Annotated in this window: 19 protein-coding genes and 1 tRNA gene; 16 read left to right on the forward strand and 4 right to left on the reverse strand. The window is 40.3% G+C overall.

All coding sequences use genetic code 11. The features are described 5' to 3' along the window. Nucleotides 1-5 precede the first annotated feature (5 nt). The 5 genes from OC25_RS19820 (at nucleotide 6) to OC25_RS19840 (ending at nucleotide 5,632) form a co-directional block, all read left to right on the forward strand. A complete protein-coding gene (locus OC25_RS19820) occupies nucleotides 6-1,208 on the forward strand; it encodes a glycosyltransferase (protein WP_039479750.1) in 1,203 nt (400 codons plus the stop codon). Between the two features lie 6 nt (nucleotides 1,209-1,214). Next, entirely contained in the window at nucleotides 1,215-2,414 is a 1,200-nt protein-coding gene (locus tag OC25_RS19825; RefSeq protein WP_039479752.1) for a glycosyltransferase, read from the forward strand. Between the two features lie 134 nt (nucleotides 2,415-2,548). Next, nucleotides 2,549-3,868, forward strand: coding sequence for a condensation domain-containing protein (locus tag OC25_RS19830; protein WP_280740797.1), 1,320 nt, complete (start codon nucleotides 2,549-2,551; stop codon nucleotides 3,866-3,868). Continuing rightward, nucleotides 3,865-5,133 carry a phthiocerol/phthiodiolone dimycocerosyl transferase family protein gene (locus tag OC25_RS19835; RefSeq protein WP_039479755.1) on the forward strand — a complete coding sequence of 423 codons (1,269 nt, stop codon included), beginning with the start codon at nucleotides 3,865-3,867 and terminating at the stop codon, nucleotides 5,131-5,133. Before OC25_RS19830 ends, OC25_RS19835 begins: the two co-directional genes overlap by 4 nt. Then, complete coding sequence (locus tag OC25_RS19840; RefSeq protein ID WP_039479757.1) at nucleotides 5,126-5,632, forward strand: hypothetical protein; 507 nt, start codon at nucleotides 5,126-5,128, stop codon at nucleotides 5,630-5,632. Before OC25_RS19835 ends, OC25_RS19840 begins: the two co-directional genes overlap by 8 nt. A 532-nt stretch (nucleotides 5,633-6,164) precedes the next feature. Here OC25_RS19840 and OC25_RS19845 read toward each other — a convergent pair. Further along, complete coding sequence (locus OC25_RS19845) at nucleotides 6,165-8,243, reverse strand: CehA/McbA family metallohydrolase domain-containing protein (RefSeq protein ID WP_039479759.1); 2,079 nt, start codon at nucleotides 8,241-8,243, stop codon at nucleotides 6,165-6,167. A 163-nt stretch (nucleotides 8,244-8,406) separates the two neighbouring features. On the opposite strand from OC25_RS19845, the gene OC25_RS19850 reads away from it, so the two are divergent. After that, complete coding sequence (locus tag OC25_RS19850) at nucleotides 8,407-9,243, forward strand: alpha/beta fold hydrolase (RefSeq protein WP_039479760.1); 837 nt, start codon at nucleotides 8,407-8,409, stop codon at nucleotides 9,241-9,243. Between the two features lie 27 nt (nucleotides 9,244-9,270). On the opposite strand, the gene OC25_RS19855 is transcribed toward OC25_RS19850, so the two are convergent. Both OC25_RS19855 and OC25_RS19860 read right to left on the reverse strand, forming a co-directional pair. Beyond that, on the reverse strand, nucleotides 9,271-10,038 hold the full coding sequence (locus OC25_RS19855; RefSeq protein WP_039479763.1) for a response regulator: 768 nt from the start codon (nucleotides 10,036-10,038) through the stop codon (nucleotides 9,271-9,273). A 5-nt stretch (nucleotides 10,039-10,043) separates the two neighbouring features. Further along, nucleotides 10,044-10,739 carry a LytR/AlgR family response regulator transcription factor gene (locus OC25_RS19860; RefSeq protein WP_039479765.1) on the reverse strand — a complete coding sequence of 232 codons (696 nt, stop codon included), beginning with the start codon at nucleotides 10,737-10,739 and terminating at the stop codon, nucleotides 10,044-10,046. A 249-nt stretch (nucleotides 10,740-10,988) separates the two neighbouring features. On the opposite strand from OC25_RS19860, the gene OC25_RS19865 reads away from it, so the two are divergent. The 5 genes from OC25_RS19865 (at nucleotide 10,989) to OC25_RS19885 (ending at nucleotide 15,813) form a co-directional block, all read left to right on the forward strand. Next, on the forward strand, nucleotides 10,989-11,603 hold the full coding sequence (locus OC25_RS19865; RefSeq protein ID WP_039479767.1) for a peptidase M16 family protein: 615 nt from the start codon (nucleotides 10,989-10,991) through the stop codon (nucleotides 11,601-11,603). Between the two features lie 129 nt (nucleotides 11,604-11,732). Then, on the forward strand, nucleotides 11,733-12,206 hold the full coding sequence (locus tag OC25_RS19870; RefSeq protein ID WP_039479768.1) for a TspO/MBR family protein: 474 nt from the start codon (nucleotides 11,733-11,735) through the stop codon (nucleotides 12,204-12,206). 80 nt (nucleotides 12,207-12,286) lie between these two features. Beyond that, entirely contained in the window at nucleotides 12,287-14,551 is a 2,265-nt protein-coding gene (locus OC25_RS19875) for a patatin-like phospholipase family protein (RefSeq protein WP_245222098.1), read from the forward strand. After that, on the forward strand, nucleotides 14,548-15,078 hold the full coding sequence (locus OC25_RS19880; protein WP_039479769.1) for a hypothetical protein: 531 nt from the start codon (nucleotides 14,548-14,550) through the stop codon (nucleotides 15,076-15,078). Before OC25_RS19875 ends, OC25_RS19880 begins: the two co-directional genes overlap by 4 nt. A 159-nt stretch (nucleotides 15,079-15,237) precedes the next feature. Beyond that, the gene (locus OC25_RS19885) at nucleotides 15,238-15,813 is read left to right on the forward strand and encodes a 2'-5' RNA ligase family protein (protein WP_039479771.1); all 576 of its coding nucleotides are present in this window, start codon (nucleotides 15,238-15,240) and stop codon (nucleotides 15,811-15,813) included. Here OC25_RS19885 and tamL read toward each other — a convergent pair whose 3' ends face one another. After that, nucleotides 15,814-18,216 carry a translocation and assembly module lipoprotein TamL gene (gene tamL / locus OC25_RS19890; protein WP_245222100.1) on the reverse strand — a complete coding sequence of 801 codons (2,403 nt, stop codon included), beginning with the start codon at nucleotides 18,214-18,216 and terminating at the stop codon, nucleotides 15,814-15,816. It abuts the gene before it with no gap. Nucleotides 18,217-18,227: 11 nt separating this feature from the next. Between tamL and OC25_RS19895 the strand changes: the two genes are divergently transcribed. The 5 genes from OC25_RS19895 to OC25_RS19915 all read left to right on the forward strand — a co-directional run bounded on the left by OC25_RS19895 (nucleotide 18,228) and on the right by OC25_RS19915 (nucleotide 21,246). Beyond that, a complete protein-coding gene (locus tag OC25_RS19895; RefSeq protein ID WP_039479773.1) occupies nucleotides 18,228-18,974 on the forward strand; it encodes a TrmH family RNA methyltransferase in 747 nt (248 codons plus the stop codon). 69 nt (nucleotides 18,975-19,043) lie between these two features. Beyond that, nucleotides 19,044-19,117 (forward strand) — tRNA-Cys (locus tag OC25_RS19900). A gap of 33 nt (nucleotides 19,118-19,150) precedes the next feature. After that, nucleotides 19,151-19,321: a hypothetical protein gene (locus tag OC25_RS19905; RefSeq protein ID WP_029275070.1), complete on the forward strand. Its 171-nt coding sequence runs from the start codon at nucleotides 19,151-19,153 to the stop codon at nucleotides 19,319-19,321. Between the two features lie 101 nt (nucleotides 19,322-19,422). After that, nucleotides 19,423-20,292 (forward strand): TMF family protein, encoded by an 870-nt coding sequence (locus OC25_RS27050; RefSeq protein ID WP_052266336.1) that lies wholly within the window; start codon nucleotides 19,423-19,425, stop codon nucleotides 20,290-20,292. Nucleotides 20,293-20,580: 288 nt separating this feature from the next. Then, complete coding sequence (locus OC25_RS19915) at nucleotides 20,581-21,246, forward strand: DNA alkylation repair protein (RefSeq protein ID WP_039479777.1); 666 nt, start codon at nucleotides 20,581-20,583, stop codon at nucleotides 21,244-21,246. The last annotated feature ends 23 nt before the right edge of the window (nucleotides 21,247-21,269 follow it).

A 21,269-nucleotide genomic window follows, 5' to 3' on the forward strand; every position in this document is an offset into this window, starting at 1 on the left:
CATCAATGGCAAAATTCGTATTTGTTGTTCCTCCCCTAACTGGTCATATCAATCCCACGCTCAGCATGGGCACAGCCTTGCTCGAAAGGGGGCACCGCGTAGCCTGGATCACATTAGACCAATCTTTAGGCGCCAAACTTCCCGCTGGCGGCGAATTGCTCGTTATCCGCTACGACCAAAACGATCAGCAGAAAAAAGATTCAGAAAAATACCTCGATATCATTACCAAAAAAATCGTGTACGGCATTGATAGCATCAAATTTCTATACGAAGAAGTACTCATTCCGCTCAACAGGCACAGTTACGAAGGCATTGCAAGTCTCCTCGATCAGTATCAGCCCGATTTGGTGATTACCGACAACCAGATGTTTGCCGGAGCGATTGCTGCTACCAATAAAAATTACCCTTATGTAACCTCGGTTACTGCACCGGCAGCCATTAAAGTAATGGATGAGCTGCCCAAAGTGCACGAATGGGAAGTAAACCAGATTGTGGCACTGCAAAAAGAGTTCGGCATACACGAAGCCAGCTCTATTGCCTGCTCTACTTTGGCAACACTGGTATTTACCTCGAAAGCATTTTTTGGCGAGATGGAATTGCCCGAACATTATCAATTTATCGGTCCGGTTTTCAATCGCCGTAAAACTCATGTTCCTTTCAATTGGGAAGCTTTCCATGCCAATAACCAACCTAAAATACTGGTGAGTATTGGCACCACTTTCGATCATGAGCACAAGAAAAATTTCTTCGCCAAAGTAACCGAAGCTTTTGCAAATGAAAATCTGCACGTGGTGGTTGTATCCGATCCGGATTTATTCGAAACCTGGCCTGCCAATTTCACTGTACAACGCGAAGTACCCCAGCTAGACCTCCTGCCCCATCTTGATGCAGTGGTTTGCCATGGCGGCCACAATACAGTTTGCGAAACTTTAATGCACGGCCTGCCAATGGTGGTGATTCCTATTGCTTATGACCAAAGTCATGTGGCCGGACGTGTATTCAGGGTTGGTGCAGGTGAACGACTCAATTTTAACCGTTTTAAAGCCAGCCACCTTAAAGAAGCCGTAAACAAAGTAATGCAAGAAAGCAGCTACAAGATAGCTGCCGAAGCAATTAAGCAATCTTTTACCGATGCCGGCGGAACAGCAAGTGCTGCCGGTTTATTGGAAGCATTAAGTCAAAAAACCTCAAACCTACTCATCAGCTAATATCCTATGTCAAAATTCCTTTTTGTTGTTCCACCTTTTTTCGGGCACATTAGCCCAACGCTGAGCATTGGTGCAAGCTTACTGGCCCGCGGCCACGAAGTAAAATGGTTGGGTATAACCCCGCTGGCACAAACACACCTACCCGAAGGTGGCGAATTCATTTACCCCGAAGCAGACCTGGCAGAATATCAGGATGAAATACAACGCATATTAAAACGTCAGGATGATGGACCTGCCTGTTCTGGCCCGGAGGTGATGAAACTCGCCCTGGAAGAAACCTATGTACCTTTTGCCAAAATGATGATGAAAGGCCTGAACAATTTTGTAGACCGCTGGCAACCCGATGTGATCATTAACGATTGTATCACTTTTGCCGGTGCGTTGTGCGCGCATTTAAAAGGCATTCCTTCTGTTACCACTACCCCTGTTCCACCCGATGTAATGGGCGATACGGCCAATAGTGCACCAAAAATATTTGAATGGCAGCAAAACCTGATAAAAGGTTTACAAAGAGAAGTGGGCATTTACAGTGATGATATCCACATCCATTCGCACCAATTGAATATGGTTTTTACCTCGCAAACCTTTGCCGGTTTTGAAGAAAAACCACCGCAGATGCATTTTGTTGGTCCGGTGAAAGGCCGTCCCAATTTAGCCCCTTTCGATTGGGAACGTTTAAAACAGGTTACCACACCTAAAATTTTTGTTTCATTAGGTACTTTGCTGGTCGATATTCGTGCGGCATTTTTTCAGAAACTGATTACTGCTTTCGAAAACCAGCCCGTAACCATTGTAGCGGCAACCAATCCCGATATTTTTGAAAAATGGCCCGATAACTTTATTGTAAACGGTTTTGTCCCACAATCAGAACTGATGCCACACATGAATGCGGTAATTTGCCACGGTGGGTTTAATACCGTAAACGATACCTTCACCAATGGTTTGCCCATGCTGATTACGCCTATTGCTTACGATCACTTCCACACGGCTAAATTGATTGAACAGGCAGGCTGTGGTATTAGCATCCGCTATAAACGTTTGCGTACAGATGAATTGCGTACCACCGTTTTTGAGCTTTTAGAGAACCCGAAATACCGTGAAGCAGCCCAGAAAATCAGACAAACCTTTATAGATGCCGGAGGTAATGATAAAGCGGTGCAATTGTTAGAAGATTTTGCAAAAACAACAAGATTAGAAACGGTTTAATAAACCTCTGGCTGGGATCGTCATTCCCACGAAAGTGGGAATCTTAAAGCGGCTTGCATCCAGATTCCCATCCGATAGCTATCGGATTTATTTCAGCATCTCTCCTATTATTGAGACCCTGAAATAAATTCAGGGTGACGATCAACTTTATAACACTAACCAATATGAAAAGAAAACTCCTGTTTGGCGAAAGAATGTTGTACGGAGATGGCACAAGCCCATTCAACGTGATTATACCTTTCAAAATCAAAGGAAATATAAACGAAGCAGATTTAAAATTTGCTTTATTCCGGATCCAGAAGAAACATCCCTGGTTATCGGCTGCCATACGTTTTGACGAGGATAAAAAGCCTTGGTTTGTAACCAACCGCACCGAAAATTTTAAGGTACCGATAAGGATAGTTGAACGCTTGGATGATCAAACCTGGGAAGAGGAATCAGCCCAGGAGTGGAAAACGCTTTTCGATGCAACAGCAGCGCCGCTTTTTCGTGTGGTGTGGGTTAAAGGTAATCTGGTTTCCGAATTTCTGCTGGTTTTTCACCACTGTTTGTGCGATGGTACTGCAGCCCTATCCATTTTAACCGAGCTGCTGCAATTGTTAGATGATCCGGATAGCCATATTGGCAGCGAAATCCCGATTATGGGAATTGAAGACGTAATCCCAGGCAAGATCCTGAACAGCTACCGCAACCGTACCAAAAATAGTATCATTGGCAAAATGGCGACGCTTGCTTTGTGGATCATTCCTCTGAAAAAAATAGCTGTAGAACGGAAAAGGGATTTTATGCTCCACTGGAAATTTGATGAGGAACTTACGAGTCAGATTGTACAATTCTGCAAAGCCAATCAATTTACTGTAAATACCTTGCTCAGCGCGGTCGTACTAATGGCATTTAAAAATGTGCGCAAAGAAAAAGCCTTTAATAAAATATCGCTCCCGGTCGATATCCGGAATTTTAATCCCCTGATTAAAAAAGACAATATTTTTGCTTTCGGGTTGATGATTGTTCTTTCGCTTCTTCCGGAAAAGGATTTTTTAAGCCAGGTAAAAACTCTGCAAGCAGTTGTTGATACCAAATCAGCCAAACTTAACCCCTACAGCTTAATGATGATGATGGAATCCTGTCATCCGGCGCTGCAGAACTTTACCAACCTGTTAAAGTACGGCAAATCGAGTAACGATTGTATGTTTTCTAACCTCGGGCGTATTGCCATTGAACACCAGTACCAGCATTTTGAAGTAGAAACCATTTTCAGTCCTTCGGTAATGGGCCCGCTGGGCAATACCACCACCATGATTGTCTCCACCTACCGCAACCAAATGGATTTCACTTTTGTAGCCAGTGAAGGTTATGTTCCATTTGTTGAAGCTGAAGCGATCAAAGAGCAGGTGATATCCATCCTTAAAAGCCAAATCTTACAACCCATTGAAATTTTAACCGCTACCGCATGAAAAGGAGATTAATTTTAGGCGAAAGAATTATGCATGTTGATGCAAAAACACCCTTAAACTGTGTTTTCGGGGCTAAAATAACTGGCAAAATTAACGGAGAGCATTTACACCTTGCACTTTATAAAATCCAGCAAAAACATCCACTGCTGCGCATGAATATCGATATCAGCAGTAAAGCACCTTACTTTGTATTAAACGAAAATATCGGAAAAATTCCGGTGAGGATTTCGGTACGTACTTCCGATCAGGATTGGCTGCAGCAATCGAAAGTAGAATGGTATAAACTTTTTAACAACAACAGCGAGCCGCTGGCCCGGGTAGTTTGGCTACAAGGCGAAACTGAATCAGATTTACTTCTGGTGCTTCCACATTGCATCTGTGATGGAACCACCATTTTAAATTTAATGCGCGAACTGATGGCGCTGATAGATGATCCTGAACAAGAATTGTTGCCTTACCCTTCTTTTAGCTCAGTTAAAGAACTGCTGCCCGATGATTTTACTCCCTCTAAAGTCAGCCATTTTAAAGGAAAAATCTTTGCAACACTAGGCCGTTTGTTTTTCTTTTTTAAATCGACCTCCTACCACAGCAGCGATCAACTTAATTATGCCATTAACTGGAAAATGAATGCTGCAGACACCGAAAACCTTTTGCAAAAATGTAAGGCCGAACAAACTTCGGTACATGCGGCAATTTGTGTAGCTTTTATGGAAGCATTTAAGCAAGTACGCGGTGATAAAGCCCATGGAAAGGTAATCTGCCCGGTTGATATCAGGCGTTTCGTTCCAGCCATTAAAACAGATACCATGTTTGCTTTTGCCCCCATTGTGGAGTTAAAGCTCCATCCGCAGGAAAATATGTTCTGGACCAAAGCCCGCGAACTTAAGGCCGATCTGGAAGCTAAAGTAGCTCAAATGAAAGTTTATGATCTCCTGAACATGAGCGAGTATTTCCACTCATCGGTAAATAAAATGATTGGCTTTTTAAAAACAACCAAAGGCAAACACGATATTACCCTGAGCAACATGGGCTTGTTAAATATCCCTAAAACTTATCAAAATTTTAGTATTATTACCATTTACAGCCCTACTGTTGCTTTTCCCTGGCGTAATGCAAACACTTTAGTGGTGAGTACATTTAATGGTGAAATGGATTTCTCGTTCATGTCTAATGAGTCTTTTTTCAGGGAATTTGATGCCTGGCAGGTACGCGATAAAGCCATGAAACTGATGCAGGAAAATTTAAATGAACCGGCCAATGTCTGATTTGGAATTAGATACCCAGGCTAAAGTATCAAACTGGCATAAGTTTGTACGCAAAAACCTGTTGATACACCTGATCCCCAATACGGTGCTCAATACTGTAGTGCCTTATTTTGCTTTCAAAACACAAAACGCAGTGCATTTATTTAGCGGTGAACAAAATTTAGCCCGTTTTTTACTGCCTATGTCTTTGCTGCTGCCCTTTATGATTACGCTCGATATCCTAAAGAAAATTAAGGAGCTGCAGCATGCTGAAGCCATTCATTATAAACTCGATGAAAAGATTACAGGTTACCCTTTTATTTTAAAAAAAGCGGGGTTAAACAGCTTGTGCACCATAGCCATTGTATTTACCTGTATGCTCGCACTGCATTACGCTTTTCCAAATAACCACGATTTTGGTATCGCTCCATCGGCAATATCTGCTGGTTTACTGGCAGGGCTGTATTCACTTACTTTTTTCTACCTGGCCATCCGGAAGTTTAAAGATGATGCGGTTTGATCTCCGATCTGTCATTCTGAACGCTACCATAGTCCTCGTTTGTAACGAGGACTATGGAGGGATCCAAATAAAAATTCGTCATTGCGAGAAGGAACGACAGCCTGTCCCGACTTTCTGGGAAGCAATCTTACAACGGTAGCTATAACCAGCATTCGCATTAAGATTGCCATCCGATAGCTATCGGATCAAGCTGGCAATGACGATTATTGTAAAATGAGTTGTAAAAAATGTATCCGTAGATAGCTTACAAATAAGGACAATGAACATCTTTATCTCTGTGCATCGTTTTATCTGTGGTTTAGTTTATTATAAACATTCTTCGTTGCACTACCATTGACAGACCCCATAGAAAACCGTCATTTCGACTGGAGCCGACCGGTTTTCACAGGTGGCGGAATGGAGAAATCTATTTAAACAGATTTCTCGGCTACGTTGCACTCCGCTCGAAATGACGACCCCGGAAGAGGCTGTCACTTATATTGATTTTTATAAAATAAATTAACCCTCAGAATGACAATTGGCAAAGAAGTTATTATTCCAGCCAAACCATCTGCGTAAAAGCACCATTGGTAGCAATATCCCAGGCTTCTACCCTAACCCATTTACGGCCTTTTAAATTAACCGGCCATTTAAAATCTTTTTTACCAAAAGCCTGTGTGGTATTTAAATTAATCTTGTCACGGTAAACTTTTTGCCCATCACCCGATACAATTTCTACAAAACTCATCGGAAATGTCCAGTTCAATTGCATACTCACATTGGCTTTGCCGGCCTGATCTAATTTTAACGTTTCGCCGGCCCCCTTTCCGTTAATACTAAATGTGGGGATGAGCACTTCGCCTGATGAAACAAAAAACTTCCCCTTGCGCATCACATCCAAAACGGGCTGCCAGCCATCGGCATAATTGGGCACCTTATCCATTTGCAGGTAATTTACATTCAAATGGGCATACATCTCGTTCTGCTCGGTAATGGTAAAAATATCTGCTTCAGAAATTACATGTTTTTTCAAACCCCAGTTGGCCATATCGTCCATCAGGTTCAATACACGTTTACTTAAGGTGGGCAAAGAGAGATCCGCCGGAATGGCTTTCCACGCTGCTCCCATAAAAGTTTCCGACTTAAAAAAATCTTCATCTTTATATTTATCCGGATAACCTGTTGATGCTTTTGTTCTGGCATGAGCAGTCCATGCTAAACCTTTCTCCTTTTCCAGGAGCTTTAACATTTCGGCTTTATCGTTAATGCGGTAAACCTTTCCATATTTCGGGTCGTTGGTTTCGAAAGGTTTATCATTATTTCTCGACATGATCCAGTAAACCGGCTTAGGAAAAAATGCCAGCCAGTGACCGCCATAAAAATTATTGGCTTCTTCGCCCGGCAACAATAAGAAATTGGGATCGGATAATCTTTTAGTTTGGGTAAACAAAGCATCCAGTTCTTTCAAACGGATCGAATCTGGTCCTTTCGGATGGCCAGGCCCGTGAAATTCGGCCAGTTTAACAATGTTTAATCCTGCTTTTTTAAGCACATCTACAAATTCAGGCTTTTCGGGAATTGGCTTACCACTCAACACCACATCAGAAATAAACTCATTGTGAAAATGGCTTGCCATGGTTTTATAACCTGGCAACACCGCATAACTATCGTTGTGGGTAAACTTTTTAACTGCCGTTAACGCTGCATCAGCCTTGCCAGTGCTCAGTAAACAGAAAAAATTAAGCCTTTGGGCAGTATGGGGTGGCGCATTAAACCAGGGCACAAAACGTTTATCACCCACAGGATCCTGCCTGATACCGATACCAAAATCAGGGATGAGGTTTAAGTAATTACTACCCTTCCAGGTAAATTTCAGGTTAAAGGCCTCGTCCAAAGGATAGAAATATTGATGCGGCGCCGGGAAAAGTGCTAAACTTCCGCCATTGTTTTCGCCTATTACGGTACGGTATTTTACCTCCAGGTTTTTACTGGCATCTGTTTTAACACCTTTATCTTTAAGAATATTTCCTTTTACATCCGACCAGGCTACATTGGCCCAAACTTCCTTTTTATTCACCAATCCGGCATCATACAAAATCGCTGTCGAATCTTTTGCTGTAGCCACTACCGCAGCCACATTAAACAGTGGACTGCCGTTGTACAGGGTAATTTCTAAAGCACCTTTAAAAGTTTCGGCGCTCACACTTGCTATTTTAACAATGGTTTGAGCACCCTGTGTGCTTACACTGGTTGCTCCTTTTTCAAATTTTACGAGGTTGGTGGTATAAGGCCTTGTGGGTACACGATCAAAAAACACATCCCAGCCCCCACTCGAAGGGCTTAAAGTACGTTTCCCTACTCTAAGTACAAATGCCGGATCGAGATTGGTTGCAATTTCTTTTAACGCCCCTTTTTTGCCAAACTGCAAACTGGTAAACAAAGGTTTCGCATTATCGAGGTTTAAAATCATTTTCCCTACAGCACTTTCGCCAGCCGGCCAGGTTAAAACCAGCTCTTTTTTATTGGAAACAACAGTAGTTCCATTATTTTTAAATGATTTGAGGTTTACCTGCGCATTCGCGTAAAAAACTGAAAAGCAGGCAATAAGCAACAGGGTAATGTTTTTCTTCATATTTGGTTAATCGTTTTAGTAAGGATGTTAACGAAGATAATAATTACATCCAAAAAACAGCTTGTTCATGCATTATCGTTACATATTGTTCATTATTTCTTTTTTTATAAAATAAGCACAACATTGCCTACCTTAATCTTAGAATTTATTAAATCATACTCAATTGCATTCCATACTGATTAGAAATAATGTAAAAATCATTGGCGAAGGTAGCCAGGTGATTATGTTTGCGCACGGATTTGGTTGCGACCAAAACTCATGGAAATTTATTGTCAATGCATTCCTCGAAGATTATAAAGTAGTACTTTTCGACTATGTTGGCTCAGGTGAATCGGATTTGAGCCAGTACGACAAACGGAAATACGCTACTTTAGAAGGATATGCCTGCGATGTAATCGATATTATTGAAGCCCTCGGACTAAAGGATGTCATTTTTATTGGCCATTCTGTAAGCAGCATGATCGGCATGATTGCTGCACTGCAACAACCTGAAGCCTTTAAAAAACTCATATTCATTGGCCCATCGCCCCGGTACTTAAACGACGGAGATTATATTGGTGGATTTAATGCCGAAGATATCGAAACCATTTTTGAACACATTGCCTCCGATTATCTGGGTTGGAGCAAAGCAATCGCAGCAGTAATCATGGATAAGCCTTCGCAACCAGAACTAGCCGATTTTTTACAGGAATGTTTCGAATCTACCGAACCCAGTGTAGCCCTGGCCTTTGCAATGGCTACTTTTAAAACCGATTGCAGAGATAATTTAAGAAAATTAAAAATACCAAGCCTTACCTTACAAAGTGCACGTGATATGATGGCACCATTAACGACAGGCGAGTACATCCATAAAAACACACCCGATAATTTTCTGGTGGTAATGAAAGCAACCGGGCATTTTCCGCATATCAGCGAGCCAGAAGAAACCATCAGGGAGATAAAAGATTTTATTGGAAACAAACGACTAAGTTCGAACCCTGATCATCAGTACGCTTCTTAAACGACAGAAATAAAGCATGGGCAAACTTTAACTGGTTAAAAATGCCTGTGCTTCTTCTTTTGCCTTTTTGCAGATGGTAGCAACCAGTTGCACCTGTTGTACCAGTTGTGCTTTACTTAAATGATCAAACTCAATGGCATGCAGATGGGTGCTCATTTTCGAGCCCAGTCCCATTACATAAATAGTCGAAAGCATTTTATGGGCAACACCTTTAAGTTCGTTGTAGCGGTTGGCAGCCAGGTAGAAATCTAATGCTTCCAGATCGGTTGAAATAATTTCAATAAACTTTGTGGTCATTTCCCGTTCATAATCCACATCCCCCATACTCACCTCTTTCAGGTAAGTTAAATCAATGGTTTCATACCCCGATTCGTTTTCGGCGGTTTGACGCTGGAATGTCTCGGCCTGCAAAAACTGCGTGAGGATTCCCATTACTTCAATCTTCGAAATGGGTTTCGTAAAACATCCGGTTACACCTGCTTCAAAACAATGGCTTTGTAATGCTTCAGAATCATGTGGAATGATAGCTACAACCGGAATATTTAAGCTCACTTGCGCATGTATTTTATTTACAAGGCTAAATTCACTGTTTTCGAGTATGGCCAGATCTACAATAATCAGTTTAAAAGCTGTTTGTTCCAGAATTTGGAAAGCTTCAGTTTCACTTTGCACAACTTCAAAGCTTACATCATTTTCTTTCAGGCAAGCCAACAGTTGTTGCTGTTCGGCATTTTGCAGCTGTAGTACCAAAACATCGGCACCCGGATTTGACGCTTTCGTTGTTGCACTGCTCATGTCGGTTACAGGATTTGCATTCGCTTGTTCAGAGCTGCTTTATAGGCATCAGATACCGGCACAAAATTTTTATGCATAATCAGGGTATTCCCCTCAACAGTATCTACCCGGCCAATATTAACGATGAATGAACGGTGTACACGAATAAAGATTTTAGCGGGCAGCTTTTCTTCAATTGATTTTAATGAAGAATGAACAGCGTAGGTTTTCTCGTTCTGATAAATCTTTACATAATCGCCCTGGGCTTCCAGGTAGTTTATCTCGTCGAGCCTGATCCGCCTGATTACGCCCGCATCACGAATAAAAACAAAATCATCTTGTTTATTGCCCAAAAACAGGTTGCTGCTATTGTAAACTTCCTTTGCTTTGGTAATTGCTTTTAAAAAACGATCGGGTGTAATGGGTTTGGTAATAAAATCAACCACATTTAAATCAAAAGCTTCCGCTGCATGGTCTTTTTTGGCACTGATAAATATAATGAGTGGTCTTGCTTCGCCCAGGCCTTTTACCAATTCAATCCCCGATATGCCGGGCATTTCGATATCCAGTAACAATAAATCTATTTTGTGAACAGCAAGATTGCGATAAGCTTCGCTTGCATTTTCACATTCAGCAACCAGCTTTAACGATGGTTCTATTTGCAAGAGATGGCTGACCGTACGCCGCGCAATGGCGTGATCATCAACGATTAAACAATTCATATTATCAGCTTAGCGTCATAAATAAAACTAAGCATAACCTTGAGGAATATTTTGCATGAATAAATAATGAACAAAATGAATAAAAATTATCTTTGCAGAAATCTGTCATCCGTTTCATCACGTATATACGCCCGTTCGTCTAGGATTTTTGCCTTTCTACCGCCTGGATATAGCCGAATAAATCATTCAAACGTACATTTGTTAAACAATTAAAAACAATTTGTAAATCATAAAAAATAAAAAAATAAAATGAACACCATTAAAACAATTACACTTTCAACGCTATCTCTCCTATCGGTTTATACAGTTAAAGCACAGACTTTTAAAGAGCCTGTTGATTTTAAACTTAAAAACGGAATGAACATCATTATTTCTGAAAACGACAGATCGCCTAAGGCTTACTCTAGTTTTACACTGGATGCAAAAGCTTTTGAAGGTAAAAAAGATGGTGTAGTTGAGTTATTAAATGCGGTATTGAACGAAAGTGTTGCCAAAAATGCCAATATCAGCTTTAAAGATAACAGCGGTAAACTGGCTACAACCAATGCTAATCTGGAGCAAGATCTGACAAAAATGGCTGCATTGATCCAAAATGCAACTTTAGATCAAAAAACTTTCGATATAGCTAAGGCCAAACTGATTACCAGTTTAAAATTACAGGATTACGATTACGACCAAACCGTGAACGAAAAATCTATCAATGCTTTAACATTAGCCGATGTACAAAGCTTTTACAACCAGATTTCTCCTGAAAAAACCTATTTAACCATTGCCGGAGATGTGCAGTTAAGTACAGCAAAAGCCTCTGCAAAAAATGCTTTTGGCAGCTGGAACAAAAATACTGCAAATACATTAGCAAAATAAGTCGTCTAAAACAATTATAAGAACTGCCCCTCGATTTATTGAGGGGCTTTTTTTTGTTCAAAAATGCGTAGCCGCCAATACGCCGGGAAACATTTGGGATTTATTATTGTTTAAACTGAAAACCATCCCATGAAATTTAAACCTCTTGCTTTCATTGTCAATATAGCCATCACACTTGGTATAGGTGCATTGGGCGGCTGGGCTACTGCCCAATCCGTTAAAACCTGGTACCCGACTTTAAACAAACCTGCTTTTAACCCACCAAACTGGCTTTTTGCTCCTGTTTGGACAACATTATACATTCTTATTGGTATTGCGGCCTATCTGGTGTGGATAAAACGCGATCAGATTACGCATTTCCCGCGGACAGTAGCCATATATTTAATCCAGCTCATGCTTAACCTGGCCTGGTCGTTCATTTTCTTTTACCTGCACGAAATAGGTTTTGCCATGGCCGAAATTATTCTGCTGCTTATTGTTATAGTGATAAACGCTGTTACATTTTACAGAATAGACAAGCGGGCGGGGCTATTATTCATTCCCTATATCCTTTGGGTAAGTTTTGCATCATTTTTAACCTACAATATCCTCATATTGAATTAATTTAAAAGAAAACCCTATTTTTAGGTGTGGTAACTTTTAAAAGATTTTTGCTGATACTTTTCGTTCTGTGCTGTAACCAGTTGCGCGCGCAAAAGGTAGGTCTTGTGTTTAGCGGAGGAGGCGCAAAAGGCCTGGCTCATATCGGGACGTTAAAAGCACTGGAAGAAAACCATATCCCGATTGATTACATTACCGGTACTTCAATGGGTGGTATTGTTGGGGCCATGTATGCTTCGGGCTATAGTCCGGCGCAAATAGAAGAGATTGCCCTTAGCGATGATTTTCAAAACTGGGTAAATGGCCGTTACACCAGCGATTATACCTTTTATTTTCAAAAAAGAGCGCCAAATGCCTCCATGCTTACGGCAAAAGTGGCTATCGATACCGGTTTCCATTTTAGTTTCCGCTCAAACCTGATTAACGATATTCCCTTAAACTTTGCCTTTCTCGAACTGTTTTCGCAGGCTTCTGCGGTTTCAAAAGATAATTTCGACAATCTTTTTGTACCATTTCGCTGTATGGCAGCTGATGTTTTATCGCAAAAAAGCATCACCGTAAGCAAAGGAAGCCTGGCCGAAGCCGTTAGGGCAACCATGACCGTTCCAATTGTTTACCGCCCGATTAAATTGGACGGAAAATATGTTTTTGACGGAGGGCTTTACAATAATTTCCCTGCCGATGTGATGGAAAAGGATTTTAAACCCGACTTTGTAATCGGTGCCAACGTTTCGTCTAAAACCTATAACGAATACCCTAAAAATATCGACGACCGTTTAATGAACCGTTTTTTGGTGTATATGTTCCTGTCCAAATCAGATTCTACCATGATTGGCAAAAACGGGGTTTACATCCAGCCCAATTTAGCCGGCTACAGCGTAACCAATTTTGCTCCGGTAGCCGAACTGATAAAAAAGGGTTACGATGCCACCATGGCCGATATGCCGCGCATTAAAGCTTTAATTAGCCGCAGGGTAAATGATGAAGAACTGGCTCGGCGCAGGGAAAAATTCAATGTCCGTAAACCCGACCTCAAATTCAGCAATATCATTGTTTCAGGGGTAAACAGTCAGCAAAAAAAATATGTAGAACGGCTTTTTAAAAGTGATAAAGCCACCTTCGATTTAAAAGACATTAAGCGCGGCTATTACAAACTGGTAGCCGACCAGACTTTCGAAACCGTATATCCCAAAATCTCCTATCAGCCGGCAACAGATAGTTATACTTTCGAAGTCGTGGCACAGCCTAAAAAGAGTTTCAAACTCGAATTGGGCGGCAATATTTCGACCCGGCCCATCAGCAATGTTTTTTTGGGTGCCGAATACAATTACCTTAACCGCAAATCGTACACTTTTGGTACCAGTTTCTATTCGGGCCGTTTTTACGAATCGGTACAGTTAAATGGCCGTATCGATTACCCAACAAAACTCCCTTTATTTTTAGCAGGAGAACTTACTTATAATCACTGGAATTATTATAATACCAGCCAGATTTTTATCGAAAACCCTCGCCCAATTTACATCGAACAATCAGACAGGAAGATTGATTTAATGATGGGTATGCCACTCAACTACAACACCAAAATTGTACTGCATTCTACCTTTATCAACAATAACGACCGGTATAGCCCCAACAATACTTTTGCTGTAGGCGATCTGTTAGATCAAACCACCTTTAACGGTTTCAGGGCTTCGTTAAACTTCGAGAAAAACTCGCTTAACCGGAAACAGTATGCCACCAGCGGGCAAAGTTTCTCCCTCAGTTTTAATTATACTACAGGGCGCGAAAACTATACCCCTGGCAATATTTTCCGCAACACGCCCGGTTTTGTTAAAGTACCCGGAAGCAGCCAGCTACACCATTGGGGAAGCATTAAACTTACGCAGGAAAACTATTTCCTTCACCTTAACCGCTACACATTTGGCTATATTGTTGAAGGCGTAATTTCCAATCAGCCGCTTTTTAGTAATTATTATTCAACACTGCTGGTAGCTCCGGCATTTTATCCGCTACAGGATAGCCGGTCTTTATTCCTCGATAAATTCAGGGCTACCACTTACGCTGCAGGCGGTATTAAAAACATTTACAATGTGAAAAAAAATCTTGATTTTAGACTGGAAGGTTATTTATTTTTACCGCATAAAGAATTTGAACTAAACGGCCTGCAAAATGTAGATTATGCTAAAGCCATTACAAAAATCAGGTATGCCGCTACTGCCGGCCTGGTTTACCATTCTCCGCTGGGGCCGGTAAGTTTAAGTTATAATTTATATAATGATGCAGTTAAAAGAAATGGTGTATTATTGCATATCGGTTATTTAATTTACAATAAACGTTCTATCGAATGAAACGAATCTTATTCTTGCTTTCCCTCTGTTTAATTGGTTTTTCAGGCCTGGCGCAAAATGCTGCCATCAATAATTTTCTGGTTAAAGAAAACCTGCTTAAAAACAATAAGCTGGCTATTATAGCTGCCGATTCGCTCAATAACCCCAACGAAAACATTAACGGCACCTATACCTTTAGCGTAAGTGGCTTTACACAGGTTTTAAAGTTTAACGATGGTATAGCTGTACTGCCTTTGCCTATCGATAAATCGACATTTGTTTACATTAAGCACCAAAACGATTCGGGCACCCACAGCAAGCTCGTTTATGTGTTTAAAAAGGATAGCGATTTAAGTCCTTATGCCATCAGCAGTTTATGGCTCTTCATTATCCCCATTGTATTGATTATTATCGCCTTTGCCTTCCGTAAGCTCATCATTTTTGTGGTTATCGCTTTTTTAATATTTGTTTATTTCAACCACAGCAATGGCCTTAACCTTTCTACCTTTTTCGAAAGTATTTTTGATGGCTTAAAGAACCTCATTTGATAAATTAGTGCTGTCACCGGTTACCAGCTGACAGTTATTTACAATCCCTCAAATATTAATGCTCACGCCCGTTTCCAACGGGCGTGTTCATATCCTGTCGTTTTTAACGACATTAATTCCCTATTTCATTTTACTAATATTTTTAGTAAATTTACCGCTATGGAAAATCTTTTTTTAGTGTGTTTAGTTCCGTCCGTATCTATCGTTGAAGATGTAGATGAGATCAGAAATTACATTTCGGGCAAATTTAACGTACACGAATCGTTAAAGCGGCCGGCACACATTACTTTGTATCCTCCGGTAAAACTATCTTCGCAAGAAGCAGAAAAGAAGTTTTTCAATGCGCTCGATGCCGCTTCTTTTCTCAAGCCCTTTAATCAGGTATTAAAAAACTTCAATGCTTTTCCTGAGCATACTTTTTATATAGACGTAGAACGGAATGAAGGCATTATGAATCTGGAAAAACAAATCAGAAAGGAATTATTGCCTTTAAAACTGCTGGATAAAAAAGACAGCAGCAAGTTTAACCCGCACCTCACACTCGCTTTCAGAGACCTGAAGCCACCTGTTTTTAAAGATATTTTAAGCGATTTTAAAGACCGCAAGTTTAAACGCGAATTTCAGGTTGCTGCTTTCTCCGTTTATAAACATATCGACAAGAAGTGGCAACCCTATAAGGAATTTGCATTTAAAAATGTTGCTGATAAACCTAAAATCCCAAGTCTGTTCGATTAATTAGAACGGCATACCAATCCCGAAATTATACTGTAAAAAGCGGTAAGTATCGGGGGCATGGGTTAAATTATAGGCATTTTTAAAATCTCTGGCACCAGATAAAAATTTGCCGATTACCCACTGTTCAGATCCGATAAACTGTGGGTCTTTAAGTTTTAAACCGACATCAAACCTGAACACAAAATACTGCACATCGTAGCGCAAACCCACCCCTGTACCAATCGCAATTTGTTTAATGAATTTATTTAGTTTAAAAATGGTCAATTCATCCAATGCTGGAACTTGGGCGCTGATTGATTCACTTTTACGAATATTCCAGATATTGCCGGCATCCACAAATGCAGCTCCTTTTAAAGTAGCACCGAAAAAGTTTCGGGCAACAGTAAAGCGGTATTCAAAGTTTGTTTCAAGCCGCATGGTACCCAACTGGTCCAGTCCAAAAAATGCCTTCCGGAAAGCTTCAGAGCTAATTACCTCTCTGTTGTAGTTTCCAGGCCCCAGTGTTCTGGCTTGCCAAGCCCTTATCCCGTTCGACCCTCCGGCAAAAAACTGCTTTTCAAAAGGAATACCGTTTAAAACAGAGTTACCATAGGCATAGGCCACACCAGTATTTAAACGGGCTATAAATTGTCTGTCGCCACCTAAGTGTTTATACCACCTGATATCTACCTCCGGCCGCATATACTGGTTAAATGGTAAGCCAAATATCTTAGCAGGATCATCGTTGGCGGGGTCATTTTTAGCTCCGGTTAATTTAGAAATTCCCTGCAATAAGTTACCCGCAATGTCCATTCCTGCTCTTAAATACACAAAAGTGCGATATTGATTTAGTTTATCGGCATTTAGCGTATAAGTATATTTCATACCTAAGGTCAAATCCTTGCGGTTTAGCAATGTAGAATAATAAATGTTATTTACTATCGTAGCAGAGTCTACATTTGGATCCAGGTTACCAAAACGGTACTCAAAGTTTAAAGGTGTAAATGAGTGCAGTTTAGATTTGGTTTCAAACCAATCGTAAGTAATCGAATTGATGAAAATCCGCCTTACGGAAACATCTTTTTGCAATGCATAAATGTAACTGGAAGCAAAAGTAGTATGCGGCATGCCATTACCACCCAAAACAGGGTTATAGAACGGGATCATTAACCTGGGTACCGAAATACTGGCACTGATCGAGAAATCGCGCTGGTAAATATCGCTGAATACCTTTGCCCCATTGCCAATACGTGATTGTAAACCGCCTTTAACCTGGAGCTCGAAACGCTCGGCACCCCTGAAAATATTGTTATTGGTATAAGTATTACCAATGGTAAAACCAACCGTTCCACCATTAAAAGGCACCTCTCCTTCTACCCTGTTGCTCATTACCTTTTGTGGAATGAGCTGAATTACGGTATTGATTTTATTGGAAGTACTGTCTCTCCTGAAATAATCGATCTTAACATTTTTAAACACATTCAGTTCGTACAAGCGGTCGTATGTCAGGTTTTCGTTCCGGATATCGTATAGTTCGCCTTGTTTCAGAAAATCGTAGCGTACAATCGGGTTTCTTCTATAACGTTTAGAAAAATCGGTAAAAATAATGCCGTTCAAGGTATCCTTACTCAATTTATACCTTACTGAATCCGGGAATCCTTCCGGATTGGGGGCAATAATCATGTGGGTATAACCAATGTTAAACTGTTTGTGACTACCATTTTCGGGATCGGCCACATTTAGGTTTAAATCAATTTTATTGGTTTTAGAGCTGGGTTCGGCTCCAAAAACATCAAAAGTTACGTAAGGCCGCAGGAAATAGAAGTAACCATTCTCTTTCATAATCCGGTAAATCTGTTCCCTTTCGTAAGTTAACGAATCCTCATCGTACTGCATACCTTTATGCAAATGGCTAATTTTAGCTTTATTCGATTCGTAGAGGTTTCGGATATTCGCGTTAGGTATAGAATCGCTTATATTTTGAACCATGTAGGCCGGACCCGGCTTGGCCGTAAATACAATTTCTGCTTTTTTATTGGCCACTTTAATGCTTGCATTCACATCGGCCTGACGATAACCTTTACTTTTTAAAAACTTTTGGATCTGTGTCCTCGAAATTTCTACCAGGGTACTGTCCAGAATTGCAGGCGGAGAACCGAATGGTTTAATATCGTTGGTTTTGTAACGGCCATCCCTCGTATTGAACAAATTGTACAAAGGCACATTAATACTCAACTTAGAGGCTGGCCTGATATCTTTCTGAACGTAATTGTATGCCTGTTCTTCAAATTTGGCGTCAACGCTGTCTATCCTTACCTTTTTAACAATCGATTGGTAGTCGGGAATGTATTTAGTTGATGAACAGGCCTGAATTAAAAGAATAATAAATAGTAATATTGCAGTACTTTTCAGTTTAAAATTCATTAAGTATTGGTATGCTTTCAAAATCACAGATTAGTTTTATAAAGTCGTTACATCAAAAAAAGTACCGTAAAGAACATGGTTTATTTATTGTTGAAGGCATCAAATCCATTCAGGAGTTTTTTCAGTCAAGCTACCACATTCATACTATATTTTATAACAGCGAACAATACAATTTGTTACCCAAATTACCCGCAAATATAAACTTATTTGAAGTAAACAACGCTGAATTAGACAAGATTAGTACGCTGCAAACGCCACAAGGTTTTTTAGCACTGGTTCATATCCCCAAAAACAAAACCTTAAACAGCAACGAATTGAAAAACCAGTTTACTTTGGTTTTGGATGGCGTACAGGATCCTGGTAATATGGGCACCATTATCCGCACGGCCGATTGGTTTGGCTTTAAGCAAATCATCTGTTCGAAAGACTGTGTTGAGGTTTTTAACCCCAAAACAGTGCAGGCCACTATGGGCTCGCTTGCGAGAATTAATATTTATGAAGAAGACCTGCCAACTTTACTGGCTAATATTGCGGTACCGGTTTTTGGGGCTTTGTTAGATGGCGAATCGATTTATCACACCCAATGGGGTAATGAAGGCTTAATTGTTTTGGGCAATGAAGGCAAGGGCATATCGGCAGAAGTAATCCAAAAAATAACCAAACCGGTTACCATACCGCGGGTTGGCGAAGCCGAATCTTTAAATGTAGCAGTGAGTGCTGCAATCTTTTGTGCTGAATTAGTGCGAGTTCGAAATTAAATTGGATAATTATTGAGATAATATTTGCGGGCTAACTAATAATTACTATTTTTGCAGCCTTGAATTTAAGGTCGAGTGGCCGAGTGGCTAGGCAGAGGTCTGCAAAACCTTCTACAGCGGTTCGAATCCGCTCTCGACCTCCATTTGTACAAATAAAATAATAAAAGGTTAATACCATGGCAGTTACCAGATTAAAAAGAAAAGACAGAAGAAATAAAAATACAGCTCACCAAGAGGTAGCATTTTTAAAAAGAGCAACTAACATCGAGTTAGGAAGCCGTTCTGCACAACCTAAAAACGATCAATTAGCTAAAAACAATGCTGTTTTAGCTGCTTTGGCAAAATAGTTTTTAGCAACAAAAAATTTTAAAGCATCCTTCTGATCAAAGGATGCTTTTTTTTTGTGCCTTATTTTTTACATATTCAAATAAACCAATTTATTAAAAACATGAAAACTAAAAAACGCTTATCAATCTTAATCATTATCCTACTCAATGCATTTTCTGCAAAATCTCAATTTTCGAAAGATAATGTAGAAACTAATCTCAATGCTTTCTCAACTGTTAATGGACAATGGATTTCAGTTACCCCAACAAACAATACACTGGGTTCTTCATATTATCAAGGATTGAATTTTGGCTTCGACGCCAATAATTACACCAGTATTACTAACCCAATTTCAACAAACGAACTCTATTTTGGCAGATGGGATTATGCATGGAAAGGCTGGAATAGAATTTGGCATTCAGGAAACCTGAATAACACAGACACCGACTTTAGCGCAAAAGCATTAAACTGCTCCAAACTACTTTTAAATATTCCGGGCAGTATGGATCAAATCAATGGACTAGACATTGATGTGTATTCTTTTGGCACCAGCGAAAACGCCTTAAGAAGTTCGTTTTTTAAAGTTAGAGACATTGGGGCTGGCAACTACATTCCTTTTATTATACGCGGTGACGGAAATGTAGGCATCAGTGTTGCCAATCCAACAGTAAAACTAGATGTAGGAGGTACTATACGAGCGCAGGAAGTAAAAGTATGTGTAAGTCAAGGATGCGATTTTGTTTTCAGCGAAGATTACAAATTAATGCCACTTGATGATCTTGAAAAATTTGTTACCACCAAACAGCATTTACCCGAAATTGCATCTGAAAAAGAAATGATCAATAATGGATTAGAAATGAAAGAATTTCAACTAAAACTATTGCAAAAAACAGAAGAAATGACACTCTACATCATTAATCTTAATAAAAAGATTAATGAGCAAGATCAAAAAATAAAATCTTTGGAAGGAAGATTAAAACGCAAAAAATAACTTAACATCATTAATATAACTAGCATCTTTTGTAATGAAAGATGCTTTTTTTTCATAAATTTTATTTTAAGATTATACCATTCATTACACTGATCCGATATCATAAATAAAATTGTCATCCTGAGCCTGTCGAAGGCCCCACCAAAAATCTATCAAACCTCCCCCAGCCGTCACTTTGATCCGATAGCTATCGCATTTGTTTCATTGACTCTTATTCGAACATCCATTATAGAGATGCTGTAATAATTAAAAAATCTTAACTTTATAAACTCACCATTTTTACAGCACATGAACAGCAACGAAGTATTAAAGCAGCTCGAATCTCTTGCCGACGAGAAAGTACGTAAACAGCACATCAAAAACGGCGCCCGCGAGGATCTTTACGGTGTAAAAATGGGTGATATCAGAACCCTCGCCAAAAAGATTAAAACCAACCATGCGCTGGCGCTCGAACTTTGGGAAACCGGTAACATCGATGCACGCATGCTGGCCATTTTAATCCTCAAACCCAAGGAGCTTTCTCCAGCTGAAATAGAGAAAATGGTGGCATCGGAACAGTTTGCCTGGGCTGCCGACTGGTTTTATAATTACGTAGTTAAAGAATACCCTGAAAAGGAACAATTTCGCGAAAAATGGATGAACTCCGGAGATAAAATGCTGGCCCGCGCAGGCTGGAGCTTAACCAGCGGGCGTATTGCCAGGGCACCAGAAGGATTAGATATCCCTGCCCTTTTGAACCGTATTGAAAACGAAATGACCAACGAGGCACCAGAAACCAAGTGGACCATGAACACTGCTTTAGCTCACATTGGCATCAACCATCCTGCCTATCGCGAACGCGCTTTAGCCATAGGCGAAAAATTGGGCATTTACCGCGATTACCCGGTTTCTAAAGGATGTACTTCTCCATTTGCCCCGATATGGATTAATGAAATGGTGAGCAGACAGAAATAATATTGCTCCACAACCCGGTAAAG

The organism is Pedobacter kyungheensis (assembly GCF_000812965.1).
Lineage (GTDB): Bacteria > Bacteroidota > Bacteroidia > Sphingobacteriales > Sphingobacteriaceae > Pedobacter > Pedobacter kyungheensis.